Below are 22401 nucleotides of genomic sequence, written 5' to 3'. Positions count from 1 at the left end.
ACGACGGACGCGGGATCATAACATTTCGTTATCGTGACGTAAGGCCGGATGTGAAGATGCAGGGAAAATGCGGATCGGCTGCTACCGATCCGTAGAAATTAGCCAAAATTACTCTGCTTTTTCCAGTAAAAGGCGGTAGATCGCACCGCCAATTGCGGCACCGATGATGGGCATCAGCCAGAACATCCACAACTGCGACAGCGCCCAACCGCCCTGGAACAGTGCCACGCCGGTGCTACGCGCCGGATTTACCGAGGTGTTGGTCACCGGGATGCTGACCAGATGAATCAACGTCAACGCCAGGCCAATGGCAATCGGCGCAAAGCCTGCCGGAGCGCGTTTGTCTGTGGCTCCCATGATAACGATCAGAAATACCGCGCTGAGTACCGTTTCACTGATCATACCGGACATCAGGCTAAAGCCGCCGGGCGAATGTTCACCATAACCATTGGCAGCAAAACCGCTGGCCGCAGCATCAAAACCCGCTTTGCCACTGGCGATCAGATACAAGACCGCCGCCGCGGCTATCGCTCCCAGGAGTTGTGAAACGATATAAGGGACTACGCGTGTAGCAGGAAAACGCCCGCCAATCATTAATCCAACGGTAACAGCCGGGTTAAAATGACCGCCCGAAATATGTCCGACCGCAAACGCCATGACCAATACGGTCAAACCGAAGGCCAGTGCCACACCGGCAAAACCAATTCCCAGTTGCGGAAACGCAGCGGCCAGCACCGCACTGCCACACCCACCTAACACCAGAACAAAAGTACCGAAGAACTCTGCAATGAACTTTTGCATAACTATTCCCTCAATAAAATTGATGATTTAGCAGCAGAATTGTCATTCGCGATAGCTGAAGCGCAACCGCACAAACTGAGCGTAGTGGGCTTTTTAGACAATTCCAGCGCAGAACAACGGGTTGCGATGCGGGTGATAAGCAGAGATAAGAAAATTCTGGTGCGGATTATGCTGTAACTTTTTGCTTAATTAACTGTTTAGGCATATTTACCAATAAAAAAGCCGGACCCTGTCCGGCTTGATATCGGGCTTAAAATTTTTTTTAACAACCAAACAGATTCATATGCAGCGTGCGCACCACTTCTTCCGCATCGCCACCCGGTACCAGGAAGCACAGGTTATAGCTGCTGGCTCCGTAGCAAATCATACGCAGATTAAACGGCTCCAGAACACCAAACACCTCTTTGCCAACGCCACAGGCTTTCGACAGGTTGTTACCGATAATCGCCACCAGCGCCAGATTCTCTTCCACTTCCACGCGGCACAGGGAGGAGAGTTCGGTCAGCAGCGCCTGAGTCAGCAGGCTGTCGCCGGTTGAGGTGGAACCGGTGGTGTCCAGCGTCAACGCCACGCTCACTTCGGAGGTGGTAATCAGATCAACGGAGATACTGTGGCGCGCCAGAATGGCGAACACTTCCGCAAGGAAACCACGCGCATGCAGCATGTTCAGGCTGTGCAGCGTCAGCAGGGTTTGCTTACGACGCAGCGCCAGCGCGCGGAACAGCGGCGGGTTTTGCGTCTCGTTGCAGACGCGTGTGCCCCCAGCGGCCGGATCCTTACTGGAGCCGACGAACACCGGGATATCACTGCGCACGGCAGGCAGCAGCGTCGCCGGATGCAGCACTTTGGCACCAAAGGTGGCCATTTCCGCCGCCTCTTCGAAAGTGATTTCATCGATGCGTTTCGCCGCAGGTACCACACGCGGGTCGGTGGTGTAGATGCCCGGCACGTCAGTCCAGATATCAATACGTGCCGCCTGCAAAGCTTCACCCAGCAGTGCCGCAGTATAGTCGCTGCCGCCACGACCCAGCGTAGTGGTGCGGCCTTTGCTTTCGCTGCCAATAAAGCCCTGCGTGATCACCAGCGCCTGCGCGGTGCGCGGTTGCAGCAGTGCGGCAGATTGTTCTTTCAGTGCCGAGACGTCTGGCTCAGCACGACCAAAACGGTCACTGGTACGCATCACTTTACGCACATCAAACCATTCGGCATTCACCTTGCGCTCACGCAGAATTTCCACGAACAGCAGCGTCGACATCAGTTCGCCGTGGCTGACCAGTTCATCGGTGAGGGCATTCGAGGTTGCCAGTGCTGCCGCTTCGGACAGCATGGTGATGTTTTCCAGCATGCGATCAATCTCTTCGCGGATCACATCCGGCGCTTGCAGACAATCGATGATGGCGTATTGAATACAGCGAATTTCATCCAGCAGGGTCGCGCGTTGCGCCTGTTCCTGGCCTTCAGCAAGGGATACCAGCAGATTGGTGACACCGGCAGAGGCGGAAAGGACCACCAGGCGGGTGTTAGCATCGGACAGCACCACATCGGCGCTACGATTCATAGCAGCAAAATCGGCAACGCTGGTGCCGCCAAATTTCGCCACGATCAGAGTTTGAGACATGTAACGAACCTCGTGTCAGGTTATCTTTCTCCCGCTTTATTGGGACGGAAGACATTCTATCAGCCTTGGCACAAGAGAAGAGCAGAAATGGGCAGACAAGATCATGAGACGAGTCACCCAGAAGCGCTTCACCTTGCGAAACGTCCGACTGTGGACGCTTCTGGTGACAACCCAGAGGATTCAGCCCCTGCAGCCGACAGCACAACACACCGCGTGTTGCCCCACCTCGGCGTCGCACCCCCTGATGTGTTTTCCCCGGATACGGTTCCTCCAACACACTGCCTGGGCGACGCGCCTCTTCTGGCTTACGCCCTGGGGCGTAAGTAGCGCGCACATAAATATCGGTTAATTGTTCCGCTGTCAACGCCTGATGTTTGAGGATTTTTCACTTTCGCTGCACGCAGTGAGCATCGCAGAACAAACAGCAGGCTAAACTCACGCCTAAAGTAGTGGCTGGTTGCCCACAACCCGCCCTTTTGCTGATGCGGCACAGGGTATCTGTGGCGGATTTTCCTGAAAATGCGTAAGAACAATCGCAGCAACCGCCGCCGCTCCCCTCAGTCAGCGGCTGACGGGGGGCACAATTTTTTTCCTTTCAGTAGCAACTGTGGTCATACTGAAACCCGTTGCGGCCGCTTCAACCGCCGCCAGAATGCTAAGCAAGCCGGGCCAGCTGGATGCGCCCGGATGGAATGACAGTTCTTTTTATTTCAACAAGAGTGTTGCCATGAAAAATATCAATCCGACACAAACCGCTGCCTGGAAAGCGCTGCAGCAGCATTTTGACCAGATGAAATCGGTGCAGATCGCCGACCTGTTCGCTCAGGATGCCGATCGTTTTGCGAAATTCTCTGCCACCTTCGACGATCAGATGCTGGTCGATTTCTCAAAAAACCGTATTACCCAGGAAACCCTCGACAAACTTCAGGCGCTGGCCAAAGAGACCGATCTGGCGGGAGCCATCAAATCGATGTTCTCCGGTGAGAAAATCAACCGCACCGAAGATCGTGCCGTGCTGCACGTCGCCCTGCGTAACCGCAGCAACACGCCGATTGTGGTCGATGGCAAAGATGTGATGCCGGAAGTCAATGCGGTGCTGGCGAAGATGAAAGGCTTCTCTGAGCGTATCATCAGCGGTGAGTGGAAAGGTTATACCGGCAAAGCCATCACCGATGTGGTTAACATCGGCATCGGCGGCTCTGACCTGGGTCCGTTCATGGTGACCGAAGCGCTGCGTCCCTATAAAAACCACCTGAATATGCATTTTGTCTCCAACGTGGATGGCACGCATATTGCTGAAACGCTGAAGGACCTCAGCCCGGAAACCACGCTGTTCCTCGTGGCATCCAAAACCTTCACCACCCAGGAAACCATGACCAACGCCCATAGCGCGCGTGACTGGTTCCTGAAAACCGCAGGTGACCAGCAGCATGTGGCGAAACACTTTGCTGCGCTCTCCACCAACGGTAAAGCCGTGGGCGAGTTCGGTATCGATACCGCCAACATGTTCGAGTTCTGGGACTGGGTCGGGGGTCGTTATTCCCTGTGGTCAGCGATCGGCCTGTCGATCATTCTGTCCATCGGCTTTGAGAACTTCGAACAGCTGCTGAGCGGCGCGCACGCCATGGACCAACACTTCGCCACCACGCCTGCCGAGCAGAACCTGCCGGTGCTGCTGGCGCTGATCGGTATCTGGTACAACAACTTCTTTGGTGCTGAGACCGAAGCAATTCTGCCTTACGATCAGTACATGCATCGTTTTGCTGCCTATTTCCAGCAGGGCAACATGGAATCCAACGGTAAATATGTCGATCGCGACGGTAACGCCGTGGATTACCAGACCGGCCCAATTATCTGGGGTGAGCCAGGCACCAATGGGCAGCATGCCTTCTATCAGCTGATTCATCAGGGCACCAAACTGATCCCGTGTGATTTTATCGCACCGGCACAGACCCATAACGCGCTGGCGGATCACCATCAGAAACTGCTGTCGAACTTCTTCGCACAGACTGAAGCCCTCGCCTTTGGTAAATCACGAGATGTGGTTGAGAAAGAATTCACCGATGCTGGCAAATCCGCCGCCTCTGTGGCCCACATCGTGCCGTTCAAAGTGTTCGAAGGTAACCGTCCGACCAACTCCATCCTGCTGCGCGAAATCACCCCGTTCAGCCTTGGTACGTTGATTGCGTTATATGAACACAAAATCTTTACCCAGGGTGCCATCCTGAATATCTTCACCTTTGATCAGTGGGGTGTTGAGCTGGGTAAACAGCTGGCAAACCGTATTTTGCCAGAACTGGAAAATGACGCGAAAATTGCCAGCCACGACAGTTCCACCAATGGTTTAATTAATCGCTATAAATCCTGGCGTTAATTTTTACCCATTTTGTAATAAGGCGGCCTTATGGCTGCCTTTTTTTATGACAACTATGCAATAAATCTGCGGATATTGTTATTTCTTCGGCTATCATCGGTTAGATAATTCCTAAATTGACCTAGGCAAATTCTGAAGATTAAGTTCATAAATTAAGCTAACCTCTAAAAAATATGGATCTATTTAAGTCAAATTTTTTATCTATCACCATGATTAATAGATTCTTTTTATTTAAGCCTGTTAAGGGAATTCTGAATATTCTGATTCCGTACCAATTCTTAATGCAAAAGTGAAAAATCCTGCCTGAATTCTTACAACCACGCGGTTATTCCAGTTCAAATAAAAACTCCAATTAAAAAAAGCAGCTATCGCTGATTTGCCCTATTTATCACCAGACGCATCCATGATTTTCGTCCCCTTCCCCTCGCGCTGAACTCTGGTAATTTATTGCCCTATACTGAACGCGCTCCGAAAGGGGCCAGCCCTAAATGATTCGGATTGCAGGAAGGCGGCAAACGAATTCATCCCCAGGAGCTTACTCAGGTAAGTGACTGGGGTGAATGAGTGCAGCCAACACACCTGCAATCTGAAGCATGACGGGCTACATCCTTCATTCATTTAAATGCAGGAACGTTGTTATGAAAAAACTTATGGTTGCCGGTGCAGCCTTACTTTACGTTGCCGTTTCTTCCGCTGCGATTGCCGCACCGGAAGAAACCGGTGCTGCAGCAGGCGCGCAGGCGGGAGCAATGTCCGCAGGTGCGTCCACCGCTGTGGGTATCGGGGCTCTCGGTGCGTTGGTAGGTCTCGGCATTGCCGCTTCTGGCGGTGGTGACGGTGCAAATACCGGTACAACAACCACGACCACAACGAGTACCACTCGTTGATGTAGCACCTTTAAACATAACCACACAGCCGTGTGGTTATTTTTTGCTTTGATTCGATTTAATCAGGGACACACAGTGCGCCGACTTCCTTTGCTGCTTCTCTGCCTGCTGCTACAGGCCTGCACACAAACCCAGAAAGGTCTGGAACAGACCGTCATGCTCGCCATTAAAGGGCCGGATGATGTCACGGTGACCAATGAGCAGGTGGCAAGCCTGCCTTACGCCAGCCTCTACGCCCGCATTAATGAAGGTCCGCGCATCTTTGTGGTGCTGGGTTACAACGAAAACGGCCAGCAGAAATGGGTAACTCAGGATAAAGCCATGCTGGTACTCCAGCATGGTCGCCTGGTGAAAACCCTGGGTCTGACTGACAACCTGTTGCAGGTCAGCAATCTGGCGCAGGACCCATTAGCGGACGCCTTGCATCTGCAAAACGGTGCCAGCTGGACGCGCGTCGTGCAGTGGTCTGAGCAGGATAAGCCGCGTGCCGCCACCGCCGTCTCGCACTTCCAGCGCGCTGACGACACGGTGCTGACTGTCGCCGGTCAGAGCGTAGCCTGCCGGGTATGGCACGAAACTGTGCGCATCGACAGCATTGGGCGCGAGTGGCAGAACACCTTCTGGATTGATAACCGCGACGGCACGGTAGTCCAGGCGAACCAGATGCTGGCTGCTGGCGACTTCCCGATTGAAACCACCATTCTGAAACCGGCGAAATCATGAAAAAAATAACGTCTTTGCTGGCGGGACTGGCGCTGTTCACTGCGGGCAACGCGCTGGCCGATAGCCAGGTTATCGTCCACGATGGGCAAAATCGCGCGACTTTACAGATCGATCATGCACAAAAACTCAGCCAGCTGGTGACGAACCCGGCGATCCACACTTGGTGGCCCGGTACGGTGATTGCCGAACGCGGCGCAACGGCGGTAGCGAAACAGCAGCAACAACAACTGCTGGCCGATTTGCGTGCCTGGCAGGCAGATAACAGCGGTGACCGTGCTGCGGCGATTGGTGCCGTCATCCGGCAATTATCGGCGATGCCGGTGACAGGTCGTCAGTTTACCCCACTCGACCCCGACTGGGTGCGGTTACGCCCGGAAGCCAACCGGACGCTGCAAGGCAACTATGACCTCTACACGCTGGCCCCGCCGACCCAGGTGCTGGTGCTCGGCGCGCTGGAAAATCCCGGCAAAGTGCTCTGGCAGCCGGGCCGCACGGTGCGTGACTATCTTGACGACCACGATCGTCTTTCCGGTGGCGACCGCAGTTTTGCCACGGTGATTGCGCCCTCCGGTCAGACCCGGCAGGTCCCCATCGCTTACTGGAATCAGCGCCATGTGGAAGTCGAGCCGGGCAGCATTATCTGGCTTGGATTCTCGTCCTGGAGCCTGCCATGGGGCCAGAGCGACCTGAATGACCGCATGATTTCTGTTCTGACTCACCGGATCCCAGACTGATGAAAAAACAATTACTTCTCAGCCTGCTGGCTGTGGCTGTTTCCGCTGCCTGTGATGCTCATGCGGCAACCTATGACGATCCGATTGGCCCGTCACAGTCTGACTTCGGCGGCGCGGGCCTGATGCAGGTGCCTACCGCGCGTATGTCCCGTGATGGCGAGTTCAGCCTTAACTATCGTAATAACGATCAATACCGCTACTATTCAGCATCACTGCAACTGTTCCCGTGGCTGGAGACCACCGTGCGTTATACCGACGTGCGTACCCGTCGCTACAGCTCCTCGGAAAGCTTCAGTGGTGACCAGAGTTATAAAGACAAAGCGTTCGACCTGAAACTGCGCCTGTGGCAGGAAAGCTACTGGCTGCCGGAAGTGTCATTCGGCGCGCGCGATTTGGGCGGTACCGGTCTGTTCGACAGCGAATATCTGGTGGGCACCAAAGCCTGGGGGCCGTTCGATTTTACCTTCGGCATTGGCTGGGGTTATCTCGGCAACAGCGGCACCATCAAAAACCCGTTCTGTTCCTACAGCGACAGCTTCTGTACCCGTACTAACGGCGGTGGTACGGCGGGATCGATTAACGGTTCCCAGATGTTCCACGGCCCGGCAGCGCTGTTCGGCGGTATCGAGTATCAAACGCCATGGCAGCCGCTGCGGCTGAAAGTCGAATACGAAGGCAACAACTATCAGGACGATTTCGCTGGCCGCCTGGAACAAAACAGCAAGGTTAACGTCGGCGCGATTTATCGCATCACGGACTGGGCGGATATCAACGCCAGTTACGAGCGCGGCAATACCTTTATGTTTGGCTTTACGCTGCGGACTAACTTTGACGATTTACGCCAGCCGCATATCGACAGCGCCAAACCGGCTTACAATCCGCAGCCGCAGGGCGACCTGTTGCAGTCCACGGTGGTGGCCAACCAGCTGACCGATCTGAAGTACAACGCCGGTCTTGATGGTCCGAAGATTCAGACCAAAGGCGATACTTTGTATGTCTCTGGCGAGCAGACCAAATACCGCGACACGCGCGAAGGCGTCGATCGGGCTAACCGCATCATCGTCAATAACCTGCCAGAAGGCATCAATACCATTGATGTCACTGAATCGCGCTTCAATATGCCGCAGGTGACCACACGCACCGATGTCGCCAGCCTGAAAAATGATCTTTCCGGTTACCCGCTGGGCCACGAACAACCTCTGCAGCAGACGCGCATCGATCCGGTCGATCCCGGCGCAACCGAACAGGGTTATTTCATCCGCAGAGATCGTCTGAATTACAGCCTGTCGCCGGTGCTGAATCAGTCGGTGGGTGGGCCGGAAAGCTTCTACATGTACCAGCTGGGCGTGATGGGCAACGTCGATTACCAGCTGACGGACCACCTGCTGGTGAGTGGCAGCCTGTTCGGCAACCTCGCCAATAACTACGACAAGTTTAACTACAACGGGCTGACGGCCAATTCCGCCCTGCCGCGCGTGCGTACCCATATTCGCCAGTACGTTGAGAACAACGTGTATGTGAATGACCTGCAGGCCAACTATATGCGCTACCTCGGCAATGGTTTCTATGGCCAGGTGTACGGCGGTTATCTGGAAACCATGTACGGCGGTGTGGGTGGCGAAGTGTTGTATCGTCCGGTGGACAGCAACTGGGCGTTTGGCGTCGATGCCAACTACGTCAAGCAGCGTGACTGGGACAACATGATGCAGTTCACCGACTACAAAGCGCCAGTCGGTAATCTGACCGCTTACTGGCGTCCGTGGTTTATGCAGAACGTGTTGGTGAAAGCGAGCGTAGGCCAGTATCTGGCGAAGGATAAAGGTGTGACGCTGGATATGTCGAAGCAATTCGACAGCGGCGTGATCGTCGGTTTCTATGCCACCAAAACCAACGTCTCGGCGGAAGAGTATGGCGAAGGCAGCTTCACCAAAGGCTTCTATATTTCGATCCCGATGGACCTGTTTACCGTCACGCCAACCCGTGGTCGTGCGCAGGTGAACTGGGTACCGCTGACGCGTGATGGCGGCCAGATGCTGGGTCGCAAATATCAGCTGTATGATATGACGTCAGATCGCGACGCACGGTTTAATTAACCGCCATAAAAATGGGCGACCCTGTGGGCCGCCCAATATGCGCGATAAATCGCGCCGCTACGGGACTGTGCGTATTTGTAGCGGCGCGATTCATCGCGCAACAATCAGTCTGCGTCATACCCGAGATTCGGTGCTAACCAACGCTCGACTTCACTGACACTCATCCCCTTACGCGCCGCATAATCCTCAACCTGATCGCGCTGAATCTGCGCCACGGCAAAATAACGGCTGTCGGGATGGCTGAAGTACCAGCCGGAAACCGACGCGCCCGGCCACATGGCAAAGGATTCCGTCAGCTTCATACCGGTGTGGGTCTCCACATCCAGCAGTTGCCAGATCTGCGCTTTCTCGGTGTGCTCCGGGCAGGCCGGGTAACCCGGTGCCGGGCGGATTCCCTGATAGTTCTCACGAATCAGCTCGTCATTGCTGAGATTCTCATGCGCACCAAAGCCCCAGATCACCTTACGCACCCGTTCATGCAGATATTCCGCAAAGGCTTCTGCCAGACGATCCGCGACCGCCTTGATCATAATTTTGTTGTAGTCATCATGCTGCTGGTCATACGCCTCGGCCAGCGCATCTTCTTCCAGCCCGCCAGTCACCGCAAACGCGCCGAGATAGTCCGCTTTGCCGCTGGATTTCGGTGCGACAAAATCAGCCAGACAGTAATTAGCAAAGTCGGTCTTTTCGGTTTGCTGACGTAAGTGATGGCTCACACACAACACCTGGCTGCGGCTTTCATCGCTGTAAATCTGGACATCATCCCCCACCCGATTGGCCGGGAAAATCCCCACCACACCCCGCGGTTGCAGCGTCCCGCTCTGGCTCAGCATATCGAGCATCGCGTTTGCATCGTGGAACAGGCGCTGCGCCTCTTCACCCACCACCTCATCTTCCAGAATGCGCGGATATTTGCCGGCCAGTGACCAGGTCATAAAGAACGGCGTCCAGTCAATATAGTTACGCAGCGTTTCGATGCTGGCTTCCACCGGGCTGACGCCGAGGCGATGCGCCACTGGCGGCGTGTAGCTTTCCCAGTCAAAGGAGAAATCGTTGTCACGCGCGGTTTGCAGGCTGACCGGCGGCGTGCGCGGCTTTTTACGCGCGTGCTGAATGCGCACGGTGTCGTACTCTTTGCGCGTACGCGCGACAAAATCTTCTTTCAGGCTGGGCGACAGCAGCGATGACACCACGCCGACAGTACGTGAGGCGTTCTGAACGTAAACCGTCGGGCCGCTATAGTTCTGCTCGATTTTCACCGCGGTATGCGCTTTCGAGGTCGTGGCACCGCCAATCAACAGCGGGATGGTGAAGCCCTGACGCTCCATCTCTTTCGCCACGTTGACCATCTCATCCAGCGACGGCGTAATCAGCCCGGACAGGCCAATAATATCGGCCTTCTGTTCGATCGCGGTTTTCAGGATTTTGTCACTCGGCACCATCACGCCGAGATCGATAATTTCGTAGTTGTTACATTGCAGCACCACGCCGACGATATTTTTGCCGATGTCGTGTACATCACCCTTCACCGTCGCCAGCACGATTTTACCGTTGCTGCGGCCTGCTTCTTTGCTGGCCTGGATAAAGGGTTCAAGGTAAGCCACCGCCTGTTTCATCACGCGCGCGGATTTCACCACCTGCGGCAGGAACATCTTCCCTTCACCAAACAGGTCGCCGACCACATTCATGCCGGACATTAGCGGCCCTTCAATCACCTCAATCGGCCGGGCGGAAGCCTGGCGCGCTTCTTCGGTGTCCTGCTCAATAAATTCGGTGATGCCTTTGACCAGCGAATATTCGAGGCGCCTGACCACATCCCAGCTGCGCCATTCCGCTAGCTGCTTTTCCTGTTCGCCATCGCCTTTGGCTCCACGGTATTTCTCCGCCAGCTCCAGCAGCCGTTCGGTGCCATCATCACGGCGATTGAGGATCACGTCTTCTACCGCATCGCGCAGCTCGGCAGGCAAATCGTCATAAATAGCCAGCTGACCGGCGTTCACAATCCCCATGTCCATACCGTTGCGGATGGCGTAGTAGAGGAACACCGCGTGAATCGCTTCGCGCACCGGGTCATTACCACGGAACGAGAACGATACGTTTGAGACGCCGCCGGAAATCATCGCATGCGGCAGTTCGCGTTTGATGTCTTCGCAGGCACCGATGAAGTCCATCGCATAGTTGTTGTGTTCTTCGATACCGGTGGCGACAGCAAAAATGTTCGGGTCGAAAATGATGTCTTCTGGCGGGAAGCCCACCTCTTCGGTGAGGATCTGGTACGCACGGCGGCAGATCTCGATTTTACGCGCGCGGGTATCCGCCTGACCCACTTCGTCAAACGCCATCACCACCATGGCGGCACCATAGCGACGCACTTTACGTGCGTGATCGATAAACGCCTCGATACCTTCTTTCATCGAGATCGAGTTAACGATGCCTTTGCCCTGGATGCATTGCAGCCCTTTTTCGATCACCTCCCATTTGGAAGAGTCGATCATAATCGGCACGCGAGCGATATCCGGCTCGCCGGCAATCAGGTTCAGGAAGCGAACCATCGCCGCTTGCGCATCCAGCATGCCTTCATCCATATTGATATCGATGATTTGCGCGCCGCTTTCGACCTGCTGGCGCGCCACATCCAGCGCTTCGTTGTATTTTTCTTCTTTAATCAGACGCTTAAATTTGGCTGAGCCGGTCACGTTGGTACGTTCCCCGACGTTCACAAACAGCGAGTCAGCGCTGATATTCAACGGTTCCAGCCCGGATAAACGGCAGGCAACCGGTATCTCCGGCAGCTTACGTGGCGCAACGCCGTCCACTGCCGCGACCATCGCCGCAATATGCTCCGGCGTGGTGCCGCAGCAGCCACCAATGATGTTCAGGAAGCCCGAACGCGCCCATTCACCAATTTGCTCCGCCATGGTGGCGGCATCCAGGTCGTACTCGCCGAACGCATTCGGCAGACCGGCGTTCGGGTGCGCGGTGACATAACCTTCGGCAATGCGCGACAGCTCAGCCACGTACTGACGAAGTTCATCCGGCCCCAGCGCGCAGTTAAGACCGAAGGATAGCGGCTCGGCGTGGCGCAACGAGTTATAAAAGGCTTCAGTGGTTTGTCCGGACAGGGTACGACCAGAGGCATCGGTGATGGTACCGGAGATCATCAGCGGCAACTTCACGCCCATCGCTTCCATCTCGGTCTGTACCGCATAGATAGCCGCTTTGGCGTTCAGGGTATCGAACACCGTTTCGATCATGATGAGGTCGGAACCCCCTTTGATCAGCGCATGGGTGGATTCGCGATAGGCCTCCACCAGCTGATTAAAGGTCACGTTACGAAATGCCGGATCGTTCACGTCCGGTGAGATGGAGCAGGTACGGTTGGTGGGGCCAAGCACCCCGGCGACGTAACGCGGACGCTCAGGCGTTTTGGCGCTCCACTCATCGGCGCAGGCGCGCGCCAGCCGGGCAGCTTCGAGGTTAATCTCCGCCGACAGCGCTTCCATTTCATAATCCGCCATCGCAATGGTGGTGGAGTTGAAAGTGTTGGTTTCCAGAATATCAGCACCTGCCGCGAGGTAAGCGTTATGGATCTCGCGAATCACCTCGGGTTTGGACAGCACCAGCAAATCGTTATTGCCTTTGAGATCGCACGGCCAGTCAGCAAAGCGGCTGCCGCGAAAATCCTGCTCATCCAGTTTATAGCTCTGGATCATGGTGCCCATACCACCGTCCAGAATCATGATGCGTCGCGCGAGCTGCTGATGCAGCGCTTCTATTCTGTTACTCACTGTTGCCCCGTCCACGTCATTACGTTGGCTGAAATGCCAGCCAGACATACTGGCACAACTTTCAGATGGGTAAAAGTGATGACGGATGAGACATTTTCAGGGCGAAACCCATACAGATCCGACCAGTAAGTCAGCATTTGCATTCGCAGGGCGAAAAACGAAAATGGTTTCCATATCTGATGCGACTACGGAGAAGTCATGGCTACCCCTGCGCCCGCGAAACGCGGCAAAAAACCCCGTACTGCGGCGGCGACTGCGGCCCCGGCTGGCGGCCAGGTCCAGTCCCTGACGCGCGGTCTGCGTCTGCTGGAACTGATTGCAGAATCCAACGGCAGCGTAGCGCTGACCGAGCTGGCTCAACAGGCCGGTCTGCCCAATTCCACCACCCATCGCCTGCTGACCACCATGCAGCAACAAGGCTTTGTCCATCAGGTGGGAGATTTAGGCTTCTGGGCCATCGGCTCGCATGCCTTTGTGGTTGGCAGCAGCTTCCTGCAAAGCCGCAATCTGCTGGCGATTGTGCATCCGATTCTGCGCAAGTTGATGGAGGACGCCGGGGAAACGGTGAATCTGGCGGTGCTGGATCTCAGCGATTACCAGGCGGTGATTATCGACCAGGTACAGTGCACCCAGCTGATGCGCATGTCCGCGCCGATTGGCGGCAAGCTGCCGATGCACGCTTCCGGGGCCGGAAAAGCCTTCCTGGCCCATCTGAGTGATGACCAGGTCACCACGCTGCTGCATCAGAAGGGCCTGCATTACTACACGCCGAAAACACTGATGTCACCGCACAGCCTGAAAGAGAATCTGGCGCTGATTCGCAAAGTGGGTTTTTCCCATGATGATGAAGAACACGCGCTGGGGCTGCGCTGCGTGGCGGCACCGATATACGATGAACACGGTGAACCTTTCGCCGCCATCTCCATTTCCGGACCGATTGCGCGCATGACCGATGACCGCATCACCGAACTCGGCGCGCTGGTGATCCGCGCAGCGAAACAGGTGACGCTGGCTTACGCCGGCCGCTAAGCCGGGACCAAAGCATAGCGCACGCTAAAGCGCTGTGCCGCGCGCCACGCCATCACCTCTTCAATATGTCCCTGGCGAATCCGCGCCTGCTGCGCGCGCCACCAGCCGGGATCGAACAGCTCCGGATGCAGCGCCAGCAGTAACTTACCGGTGGCCGGTTCGCTGCACAGTGCGTAGCGGAAGGTTTCCGGGAAGACATCGTCCGGTCCGACGCTGTACCACGGCTCGGCCTGCAACTCGTCCTCTTCGTAACGGGCTGGCGGCACATCGCGGAACTGGAGTTCGGTCATCGGGCGGATTTCATCGTAATCGTAAAACACCACCCGCCCGTGGCGCGTCATGCCAAAATTTTTAAACAACATGTCGCCGGGGAAAATATTGGCTGCCGCCAGTTGCCGTATGGCATCGCCATACTCTTCAATCGCGTGCTGACGCTGCGCCGGGCTGGCCTGCATCAGCCACAGGTTCAGCGGCTGCATGCGTCGCTCCAGCCACAGATGGCGAATGATCACCACGTCATCTTCGATACAAATTTTCTCCGGGATATCGCGCTCGAACTCCGCCATCAACTCCGCAGGAATACGCGCGCGCGGCAGCGCAAAGTGCTCAAATTCCTGGGTGTCGGCCATACGGCCTACACGGTCATGCTCTTTGACCAGCCGATAACAATCACGTACCTGCGCATCCGTTACCTCTTTCTGCGGGGCAAAGCGGTCTTTAATCACCTTAAACACCCGGTCAAAACCCGGCAGCGTGAACACCAGCATCACCATGCCGCGCACGCCAGGCGCGATGGTGAAATCTTCCTGACTGTGTGCCAGGTAATGCAGATACTCGCGATAGCACTCGGTTTTACCGTGCTTCTGGCAACCAATCGCCATGTAGCGTTCAGCGGTGGTTTTGCCGGGCAGAATCGGTTGTAGCCAGTCCACCAGCGCGGCGGGCACCGGGGCATAAACCATAAAGTAGGCGCGGGCGAAACCGAAGACGATGCTGGCATCGTTGCTATCGGTGAGACAGGTATCAATCCACAGCCGCCCTGCTTCATCGCGCTGAATCGGTAACAGGCACGGCAGCGTGTCATCGTCCAGTTGCAGACGCGCCACAATCCACGCGGTTTTATTACGGTAAAACAGCTCGCTGGCGACATCCAGCGTCGCCGTCGCCAGCTGAGCTGCGCTGAATTGCTCATGCAGATGACGCACGATCCAGCTGATATCGCGCGCCTGATCCTGCCACGGCAAACGTAACGGAATGTCGTTGAAGATCTGGCGCAGCGTTTCCTGCCAGCTGTGCTGTGGCCGATACAGGCGTGACAGCGGGCGTGGTGATTCCGGGGCCGGGGCAAACGGCTGCGAAGGAAAGATAAACAATCGTTGTGGTGTCAGGTGGCTATGGCCCTGCAACCGGCAATACACCGAATTGAAGAAGCTCTCGGCAATCTCATGACGTGGATAGCCCGGCAACAGGGTTTCGTAGTGGCTTTTGACCCGCAGCCAGAAACCTTCATCCCAGTCTGCCGCTCCATTGAGGATGCGCAGCTGATTTGCCACCAGCCCAACATGATGATCATAAAGATGGATACGCGCTTTCATCGCCTGCTGCACGGCATGCCAGTCAGCCTGTTCAAAACGCTGCTGCGCACCAGCGGTGATATCGAGAAAGCGACCATACTGCGCGTCAAAGCCTTGCAGGATGGTGTGAGCAATGAGGGATTCTCTGGGCGGCATCGGCACGTCTCCCGGTAATATGGCCCCTCCGTGGGCCAGCATCACAACTCAGAACTGCGCGGCTTCGGTAGAACCGGTTAACGCGGTGACCGACGACTGGCCTCCCTGGATCACCGTGGTGATGCGATCAAAATAGCCGGTGCCCACTTCCTGCTGATGTGAAGAGAAGGTGTAACCCTTATCGCGCGCGGCAAATTCCGGCTGCTGCACCTTCTCCACGTAGTGGCGCATGCCCTCACCCTGCGCATAGGCGTGCGCCAGGTCAAACATGTTGAACCACATGCTATGGATACCCGCCAGGGTGATGAACTGGAAGCGGTAGCCCATCTCGCTCAGCGCCTGCTGGAAGCGGGCGATGGTGCGATCGTCGAGGTTTTTCTTCCAGTTGAACGACGGCGAGCAGTTGTAGGCCAGCAACTTGCCGGGGTACTGCGCGTGAATCGCCTCGGCAAAACGCTGCGCCAGTGCCAGATCCGGTGTGGAGGTTTCACACCACAGCACATCGGCGTAAGGCGCATATGCCAGACCACGGCTGATGGCCTGCTCAATCCCGGCACGGGTGCGGAAGAAACCTTCCGAGGTGCGTTCGCCGGTGATAAAGGCGCGATCGTATTCATCACAGTCGGAGGTGATAAGATCGGCCGCATCCGCGTCGGTACGGGCAATCAGCACCGTCGGAACGTCCATCACATCAGCCGCCAGACGTGCCGCCACCAGTTTCTGGATCGCTTCCTGAGTCGGCACCAATACCTTGCCGCCCATATGGCCGCATTTCTTCACTGCCGCCAGCTGGTCTTCAAAATGCACCGCCGCCGCACCCGCCTGAATCATCGATTTCATCAACTCAAAGGCGTTGAGCACCCCGCCAAACCCGGCTTCCGCATCCGCCACAATCGGCAGGTAGTAATCAATAAAGCCCTCGACTTCCGGCGACATCCCGCTGGCCCACTGAATCTGATCGGCACGCTGGAAACTCTGGTTAATACGCTCCACCACCGCCGGGACCGAGTTCGCCGGATAAAGCGACTGGTCCGGGTACATCTGCCCGGCAAGGTTGGCATCCGCCGCCACCTGCCAGCCAGAGAGATAGATAGCCTCAATGCCCGCTTTCGCCTGTTGCACTGCCTGGCCACCCGTTAATGCACCCAGGCTGTTGATATACCCTTTCTGCGATTCTCCATTCAGCAGCGACCATAACTTTTGCGCTCCCCGCTCCGCCAGGGTACAGGCCGGGTTAACGGAACCGCGTAAATTCACCACATCCTGGGCGCTATAGGGGCGGGTAATTCCCTGCCAGCGTGCATCCTGCCAGGCGGTTTCCAGCTGTTTGATTTGTTGCGTGCGAGTCGTCATAACAATATCTCCCGGGGTCAGGGCAGCAGGCGGTAGCCTGGCAGGGTGAGGAAAGGAACCAGCTCATCATCGGTGGTGATTTGCGCCATTAGCGCGGCAGCATCGGCAAAACGTCCGTTACGGAATCGCTCTTCGCCGAGGCTGTGCTGTAACGCGGTCAGTTCTTCATCCAGCAGCTGTTCAAACAACGCCGCCGTCACCAGTTGACCATCGCTGAGAATTTGCTTGTGGTGCATCCATTGCCAGATCGAGGTACGGGCAATCTCGGCGGTGGCCGCATCTTCCATCAGGCCATCAATCGGCACACAGCCGTTTCCGCTGATCCAGGCTTCAAGATATTGCAGCGCCACGCGAATGTTGGCACGCATCCCTGCTTCGGTGCGTTTGCCACGGCAGGGCAGCAGCAGCCGTTCGGCGGTGACCGGGCTATCCTGCTCACGGCTGACATGCAACTGGTTGGGTTGGTCGCCCAGCTGACGATTAAATTCCGCCATCGCGATATCGGCCAGGCCCGGATGTGCCACCCAGGTGCCATCGTGACCGTTCGCTGCTTCGCGCGCTTTGTCTTCCTGCACCTTCTGCGTTACCCAGGCATTACGTTGCGGGTCTTTGCTCGGAATCAGCGCCGACATCCCCCCCATCGCCAGTGCACCACGACGGTGGCAGGTTCTGATCAGCAAGCGCGAATACGCATCGAGAAACGGCTGATCCATGCTGATTTGCTGGCGATCCGGCAGGATACGCTCACCATGCTGACCCAGGGTTTTGATGTAGCTGAAGATGTAATCCCAGCGGCCACAATTCAGTCCCACCACGTGATCGCGCAGTTCCCACAGGATCTCATCCATCTGGAATACCGCTGGCAGCGTTTCAATCAATACCGTGGCTTTGATCGTGCCGCGCGGCAGATCAAAGCGATCCTCACTGAAACGGAAGATCTCACGCCACCACGCAACTTCGCTGGCATGCTCGGTTTTCGGCAGATAGAACCAGGGCCCGTGGCCCTTCTCCAGCAGCGCGTCGACGTTGTGAAACAGATACAGCGCAAAATCAAACAACCCACCGGGGATAGCGCGATCGCGCCACTCCACATGCTTTTCATCCAGATGCAAACCGCGGACACGGCACATCAGCAGCGCGGGATCGGATCGTAACTGGTAGATCTTGCCGGTTTCACTGGTGAAACTCAGCGTTCCCTTCACTGCATCACGTAACGCCAGTTGACCATCGACCAGTTTTTCCCAGGTCGGTGCCAGCGAATCCTCAAAATCTGCCATAAAAACTTTCACGTTGGCATTCAAGGCATTGATCACCATTTTACGATCCGGCGGACCGGTGATCTCAACGCGGCGGTCGCGCAGCAATTGCGGTATCGGGCGAACCTGCCACTCGTTTTCACGAATGGAAGCCGTTTCCGAATCAAAGCCTGGCAATGCACCCTGATCATAACGCTGCTGGTGTTGCTGACGGGCTTTCAGCAGACGCTCGCGTTCCGGGGCAAAACGCGCCACCAGAGAGTGCAGAAAGTCGATGGCTTCCGGGGTGAGCAGCTGCTTTTCCGCGTGGGTAAAGGGCTGGCTAAAGGTTAATGTGCTGCTGATAACCGAGTCTGTCATGCGGGCTGCCTCCTGTGTTGATCCCGTTCTGGGTTAGGGGATCCGGCTGTAGGGTGTTTTTTAACCTGCAAGATCAGAGCATAATGATTTTTATTTTATTTTCAAAAACTATTTCCATTTTTATAATTAAATGAGTTTATCATTTTGATTTTTATGTAATTTAAAGACTCGAAATAAAGGCAATAGCTTCCACCTCGTGATTCAGGCAAAAAAAATGCCGTGGCTACCCGAGGCGGCCACGGCATGGTTAAACAGATATATCGCTTATTCGAGTGTTGGGTTCATATGTCGCAGATCAAACGGTGTGATCTGATACACGTAGTAGTTCAGCCAGTTGGAGAACAGCAGGTTGCCATGGCTGCGCCAGGTCGCGCGCGGCGGCAGTTCGGGATTGTCCTGTGGGAAATAGTTCCACGGCACCTCTGGGTTCAACCCGGCATCGTAATCGCGATGGTATTCACCGGATAACGTCAATGCATCGTATTCCGGATGGCCGGTGACAAACGCAAGGCGCTTATCCTTACTCGCCATCAGATAGGCACCGGTGGTTTCCGATTCAGCGAATAACTCCAGATCGGTGTAATCACGAATCAGCTGGCTGGGGAAATCAGCATAGCGTGAGTGCGGGGCAAGGAAGTTATCGTCAAAACCGCGCGTCAGTAACGCATGTGGATGTAGAATCTGATGTTCATAGACACCGGATAGCTTGTTCTGGCGCGTCTGCTTAGGGATGCCATACAGAATATTCAGCGCCGCCTGCACCGCCCAACAGACAAACAGTGTCGAAGTGACGTGTTCTTTTGCCCAATGCAGCACGCGCTGAATCTGCGGCCAGTAAGCCACATCGTTGAAGTCTACCAGACCGAGCGGTGCGCCGGTGACAATCAGGCCATCAAAGTTATCATGCTGAATATCATCGAAATTACAGTAAAAGTTGTTCAGGTGCTCGGTTGGCGTATTGCGTGACTCACGGCTGTCGATACGTAGCAGCTGAATATCAATCTGCAACGGTGAGTTGGATAGCAGACGCAGAAACTGGTTTTCGGTTTCAATCTTCTTCGGCATCAGATTGAGTACCAGCACTTTCAGCGGACGGATCTCCTGGACACTGGCGCGCGATGAGGTCATGACAAAGACATTCTCATTGCGCAGAAAATTCACTGCCGGTAACTCGTCGGGGATCCTGATTGGCATAACCTGCTCACCTCTTACAACCGTATAAACGTTTAGACATCCAGATGCCTGACATTAGCCTGGTGCAGTGAGAATGTCGAGTCTTCATGCGGTTTATGAAAATGTTTCAGCTTAATGCATCTAAAGGATCCTGGGCCGGTAATATGCTTCAGATACGTTAAATTAACCTCGCACCAACCCATCATTAATTAGCCATGATCCGCCTCTATATTTATTTGGTTCACAAGTCATACCTTTTTGGTTTATTAAATATCAATGATAAAACATGGAAAAATAGTTTTTTATTAATTTAATTAAAATATAAAAATCAATTAATTCATTGAATTAAAAATTTTATTGTTTTCAGTCAAAAGTCGCATATAAATTTTTCTAAAATTAAAAACCTTCCTGCGGTATAAGTCATTACTGTCACAAATAACATCAATATTAATCAACATATATCCACTTAATTTTATTGGCACGGAATTATATCAGTAAGGTTTTTTATTATGCATAAACTTAAAATCGCCAGTTTGATTTGGCCAGGCATGATGCTGGTAGTTGCCGCACCCAATGGGTTCGCCGCGGACAGCCCCTTTTCCAGCAACTCACCGTGGATGCTGGGTGACTGGAATGGTCAACGCACGGCACTTCAGCAACAAGGCATTGATTTTAATGTCAATTATGTCATGGAAAGCGCGGCAAATCTGGCAGGGGGTTATCAATCGGCGACGACTGCACGTTACACCGACCAATGGGCGTTTGGTGCCCATCTCGACCTGCAAAAATTGCTGGGCTGGCAGGATACGGATTTCCAGGCCACAGTGACCGATCGTAACGGACAGAACCTTTCTGAGCAGATCGCGAATCCTAAAGCGCCTATGCTCTCCTCAGTGCAGGAAGTCTATGGCCGCGGGCAAACATGGCGACTGACTCAGTTCTGGTTACGCACCGGCTTTAGCGACGATCGTTTCAATCTTAAACTTGGCCGGGCAACCGTGGGTGAGGACTTCGGTACCATCGAAACCCATTTCCAGAACCTCGCGCTTGGACCCGGTATCCCCGGAAAATCACGTAGCGATCGCTGGATGAACTGGCCAGTGTCACAATGGATGGGACGCTTACAGCTCAATATCACCCCAGATGTCTATGTTAAGGTTGGATTTTATAACCAAAATGATGACAACGATAATCGTGGCAGCGGTTTTCATTTCTCGGTTAATCACTCGGATGGCAACCTTATTCCACTAGAAATCGGCTGGCAGCCGAAACTGGGTGCTGATGCATTACCGGGAAATTATCGTCTGGGTGCTTATTACTCTTCAGCTCGTGGCGGGGTTTATCATAGCTGGCAGCACGGTGAATATGGCGACACCGCTCATGGTTATGGCGCTTATGCCATTGTTCAACAGCAGTTATTTGCCTGGCAGCATGACAACCATCGTGGATTGTCGCTGACGCTTAGCCAGGTAATGCATGATAAACGCACGTCGAAACTGGATTATACCCAGACCGTCGCACTGACCTGGAAAGGGCTTTTTGCTGCGCGGCCACAGGATGAAATTGGCTTAGGAATGGCCCGGCTACATGTAAATTCAGCTTATAGCCGCATGCTGGAGCGGGAAAATGAAGAAAATGGCGTACAGAGCACCAATGACGCCACTTACCTGCCGGTGATCAGAGGTTCAGAATACGATTATGAACTCTACTATGCATGGAACGTCCGCCAGTGGCTGTCACTGCGTCCCAATTTGCAATACGTTGCCGCACCTGGTGCGGATAGCAGCGTGAAAGATGCTTTCGTTGGGGGGATTACCGCAAGTTTAACGTTCTAAAACCTGTAATTCATAACAGCGCGATAAATCGCGTTGTTATGAATCCGTGATTTTTCCTGATCTGCAGACGTAAAAAAGCCCTGAACTTTCGTTCAGGGCTTCTTCACTTAATTGATGCCTGGCAGTTCCCTACTCTCGCATGGGGAGACCCCACACTACCATCGGCGCTACGGCGTTTCACTTCTGAGTTCGGCATGGGGTCAGGTGGAACCACCGCGCTACAGCCGCCAGGCAAATTCTTTTAATCCGAACTCATGCCATAACTGGTGCTGATACCCAGAGTCGAACTGGGGACCTCACCCTTACCAAGGGTGCGCTCTACCAACTGAGCCATATCAGCACACTAAAATTGATGCCTGGCAGTTCCCTACTCTCGCATGGGGAGACCCCACACTACCATCGGCGCTACGGCGTTTCACTTCTGAGTTCGGCATGGGGTCAGGTGGGACCACCGCGCTACAGCCGCCAGGCAAATTCTTTCTGCTCTGTCCTGTGTCTTTTGCACTGCTGCTGCGTTGGCTGCATTCGCGTAAGTCAGTCACATACTTATGTATGCTCCTTCCTTCCGTCTCTTTTGCCGCCTTGCTTCAGCGCAAAATCCTTCGGACTTCAATCCGCAGGACATAACTGAATCCGGTAAACAATGC

The 22401-nt window shown here is 54.8% G+C and carries 14 protein-coding genes, 1 tRNA gene, 2 rRNA genes and 1 riboswitch; of the genes, 7 read left to right on the top strand and 10 right to left on the bottom strand.

The genetic code is table 11. From position 1 onward, the window contains the following. Nucleotides 1-108: 108 nt before the first annotated feature. Both aqpZ and lysC read right to left on the bottom strand, forming a co-directional pair. Nucleotides 109-801, bottom strand: coding sequence for an aquaporin Z (aqpZ, locus tag CUN67_RS01095; protein WP_208713645.1), 693 nt, complete (start codon nt 799-801; stop codon nt 109-111). Between the two features lie 262 nt (nt 802-1063). Then, the gene (gene lysC / locus CUN67_RS01090; protein ID WP_208713644.1) at nt 1064-2419 is read right to left on the bottom strand and encodes a lysine-sensitive aspartokinase 3; all 1356 of its coding nucleotides are present in this window, start codon (nt 2417-2419) and stop codon (nt 1064-1066) included. 113 nt (nt 2420-2532) lie between these two features. Then, nucleotides 2533-2727, bottom strand: a riboswitch (Lysine riboswitch). 419 nt (nt 2728-3146) lie between these two features. Here lysC and pgi point away from each other — a divergent pair. The 5 genes from pgi to CUN67_RS01065 all read left to right on the top strand — a co-directional run bounded on the left by pgi (nt 3147) and on the right by CUN67_RS01065 (nt 9230). Continuing rightward, complete coding sequence (gene pgi, locus CUN67_RS01085; protein WP_208713643.1) at nt 3147-4793, top strand: glucose-6-phosphate isomerase; 1647 nt, start codon at nt 3147-3149, stop codon at nt 4791-4793. A gap of 638 nt (nt 4794-5431) precedes the next feature. Beyond that, the gene (gene yjbE / locus CUN67_RS01080) at nt 5432-5680 is read left to right on the top strand and encodes an exopolysaccharide production protein YjbE (RefSeq protein WP_084871778.1); all 249 of its coding nucleotides are present in this window, start codon (nt 5432-5434) and stop codon (nt 5678-5680) included. A 75-nt stretch (nt 5681-5755) separates the two neighbouring features. Beyond that, nucleotides 5756-6403: a YjbF family lipoprotein gene (locus CUN67_RS01075; RefSeq protein ID WP_208713642.1), complete on the top strand. Its 648-nt coding sequence runs from the start codon at nt 5756-5758 to the stop codon at nt 6401-6403. Continuing rightward, nucleotides 6400-7137, top strand: coding sequence for a capsule biosynthesis GfcC family protein (locus CUN67_RS01070; RefSeq protein ID WP_208713641.1), 738 nt, complete (start codon nt 6400-6402; stop codon nt 7135-7137). The genes CUN67_RS01075 and CUN67_RS01070 overlap by 4 nt, the downstream gene beginning before the upstream one ends. Then, nucleotides 7137-9230, top strand: coding sequence for a YjbH domain-containing protein (locus CUN67_RS01065; protein ID WP_208713640.1), 2094 nt, complete (start codon nt 7137-7139; stop codon nt 9228-9230). Before CUN67_RS01070 ends, CUN67_RS01065 begins: the two co-directional genes overlap by 1 nt. A 104-nt stretch (nt 9231-9334) precedes the next feature. Here the strand turns inward: CUN67_RS01065 and metH are convergent, their stop codons facing one another. Continuing rightward, nucleotides 9335-13066, bottom strand: a complete 3732-nt coding sequence (metH, locus tag CUN67_RS01060; RefSeq protein ID WP_439332269.1) for a methionine synthase — start codon at nt 13064-13066, stop codon at nt 9335-9337. A gap of 150 nt (nt 13067-13216) precedes the next feature. Between metH and iclR the strand changes: the two genes are divergently transcribed. Next, the gene (gene iclR / locus CUN67_RS01055; RefSeq protein ID WP_208713639.1) at nt 13217-14047 is read left to right on the top strand and encodes a glyoxylate bypass operon transcriptional repressor IclR; all 831 of its coding nucleotides are present in this window, start codon (nt 13217-13219) and stop codon (nt 14045-14047) included. On the opposite strand, the gene aceK is transcribed toward iclR, so the two are convergent. The 4 genes from aceK to metA all read right to left on the bottom strand — a co-directional run bounded on the left by aceK (nt 14044) and on the right by metA (nt 19940). Beyond that, the gene (gene aceK / locus CUN67_RS01050; protein ID WP_208713638.1) at nt 14044-15777 is read right to left on the bottom strand and encodes a bifunctional isocitrate dehydrogenase kinase/phosphatase; all 1734 of its coding nucleotides are present in this window, start codon (nt 15775-15777) and stop codon (nt 14044-14046) included. The genes iclR and aceK overlap by 4 nt on opposite strands. Nucleotides 15778-15825: 48 nt before the next feature. Further along, nucleotides 15826-17130: an isocitrate lyase gene (gene aceA, locus CUN67_RS01045; protein ID WP_208713637.1), complete on the bottom strand. Its 1305-nt coding sequence runs from the start codon at nt 17128-17130 to the stop codon at nt 15826-15828. A gap of 17 nt (nt 17131-17147) precedes the next feature. Beyond that, the gene (gene aceB / locus CUN67_RS01040; RefSeq protein WP_208713636.1) at nt 17148-18746 is read right to left on the bottom strand and encodes a malate synthase A; all 1599 of its coding nucleotides are present in this window, start codon (nt 18744-18746) and stop codon (nt 17148-17150) included. Between the two features lie 264 nt (nt 18747-19010). After that, nucleotides 19011-19940 carry a homoserine O-acetyltransferase MetA gene (gene metA / locus CUN67_RS01035; protein ID WP_208713635.1) on the bottom strand — a complete coding sequence of 310 codons (930 nt, stop codon included), beginning with the start codon at nt 19938-19940 and terminating at the stop codon, nt 19011-19013. Between the two features lie 488 nt (nt 19941-20428). Here metA and CUN67_RS01030 point away from each other — a divergent pair, with 488 nt between their 5' ends. Continuing rightward, nucleotides 20429-21754, top strand: a complete 1326-nt coding sequence (locus CUN67_RS01030; RefSeq protein ID WP_208713634.1) for a carbohydrate porin — start codon at nt 20429-20431, stop codon at nt 21752-21754. A gap of 116 nt (nt 21755-21870) precedes the next feature. Here the strand turns inward: CUN67_RS01030 and rrf (CUN67_RS01025) are convergent. The 3 genes from rrf (CUN67_RS01025) to rrf (CUN67_RS01015) form a co-directional block, all read right to left on the bottom strand. Beyond that, nucleotides 21871-21986 (bottom strand): 5S ribosomal RNA (gene rrf, locus CUN67_RS01025). A 32-nt stretch (nt 21987-22018) separates the two neighbouring features. Beyond that, a tRNA-Thr gene (locus CUN67_RS01020) sits at nt 22019-22094 on the bottom strand. Between the two features lie 14 nt (nt 22095-22108). Beyond that, nucleotides 22109-22224, bottom strand: a 5S ribosomal RNA gene (gene rrf, locus CUN67_RS01015). Between the last annotated feature and the right edge of the window lie 177 nt (nt 22225-22401).

Origin of the sequence: Pantoea cypripedii (assembly GCF_011395035.1) — a bacterium.
Classification (GTDB): Bacteria; Pseudomonadota; Gammaproteobacteria; order Enterobacterales; family Enterobacteriaceae; genus Pantoea; species Pantoea cypripedii_A.
Note: the sequence above shows the minus strand (reverse complement) of the source record. Positions and strands in the feature narration are given on the sequence as shown.

What these genes read in the sequence shown, in the direction of transcription:
- aqpZ (WP_208713645.1), bottom strand. Translation starts at nt 801, where the DNA reads ATGCAAAAGTTCATTGCAGAGTTCTTCGGTACTTTTGTTCTGGTGTTA.
- lysC (WP_208713644.1), bottom strand. Translation starts at nt 2,419, where the DNA reads ATGTCTCAAACTCTGATCGTGGCGAAATTTGGCGGCACCAGCGTTGCC.
- pgi (WP_208713643.1), top strand. Translation starts at nt 3,147, where the DNA reads ATGAAAAATATCAATCCGACACAAACCGCTGCCTGGAAAGCGCTGCAG.
- yjbE (WP_084871778.1), top strand. Translation starts at nt 5,432, where the DNA reads ATGAAAAAACTTATGGTTGCCGGTGCAGCCTTACTTTACGTTGCCGTT.
- CUN67_RS01070 (WP_208713641.1), top strand. Translation starts at nt 6,400, where the DNA reads ATGAAAAAAATAACGTCTTTGCTGGCGGGACTGGCGCTGTTCACTGCG.
- CUN67_RS01065 (WP_208713640.1), top strand. Translation starts at nt 7,137, where the DNA reads ATGAAAAAACAATTACTTCTCAGCCTGCTGGCTGTGGCTGTTTCCGCT.
- metH (WP_439332269.1), bottom strand. Translation starts at nt 13,066, where the DNA reads ATGTCTGGCTGGCATTTCAGCCAACGTAATGACGTGGACGGGGCAACA.
- iclR (WP_208713639.1), top strand. Translation starts at nt 13,217, where the DNA reads ATGGCTACCCCTGCGCCCGCGAAACGCGGCAAAAAACCCCGTACTGCG.
- aceK (WP_208713638.1), bottom strand. Translation starts at nt 15,777, where the DNA reads ATGCCGCCCAGAGAATCCCTCATTGCTCACACCATCCTGCAAGGCTTT.
- aceA (WP_208713637.1), bottom strand. Translation starts at nt 17,130, where the DNA reads ATGACGACTCGCACGCAACAAATCAAACAGCTGGAAACCGCCTGGCAG.
- aceB (WP_208713636.1), bottom strand. Translation starts at nt 18,746, where the DNA reads ATGACAGACTCGGTTATCAGCAGCACATTAACCTTTAGCCAGCCCTTT.
- metA (WP_208713635.1), bottom strand. Translation starts at nt 19,940, where the DNA reads ATGCCAATCAGGATCCCCGACGAGTTACCGGCAGTGAATTTTCTGCGC.
- CUN67_RS01030 (WP_208713634.1), top strand. Translation starts at nt 20,429, where the DNA reads ATGCATAAACTTAAAATCGCCAGTTTGATTTGGCCAGGCATGATGCTG.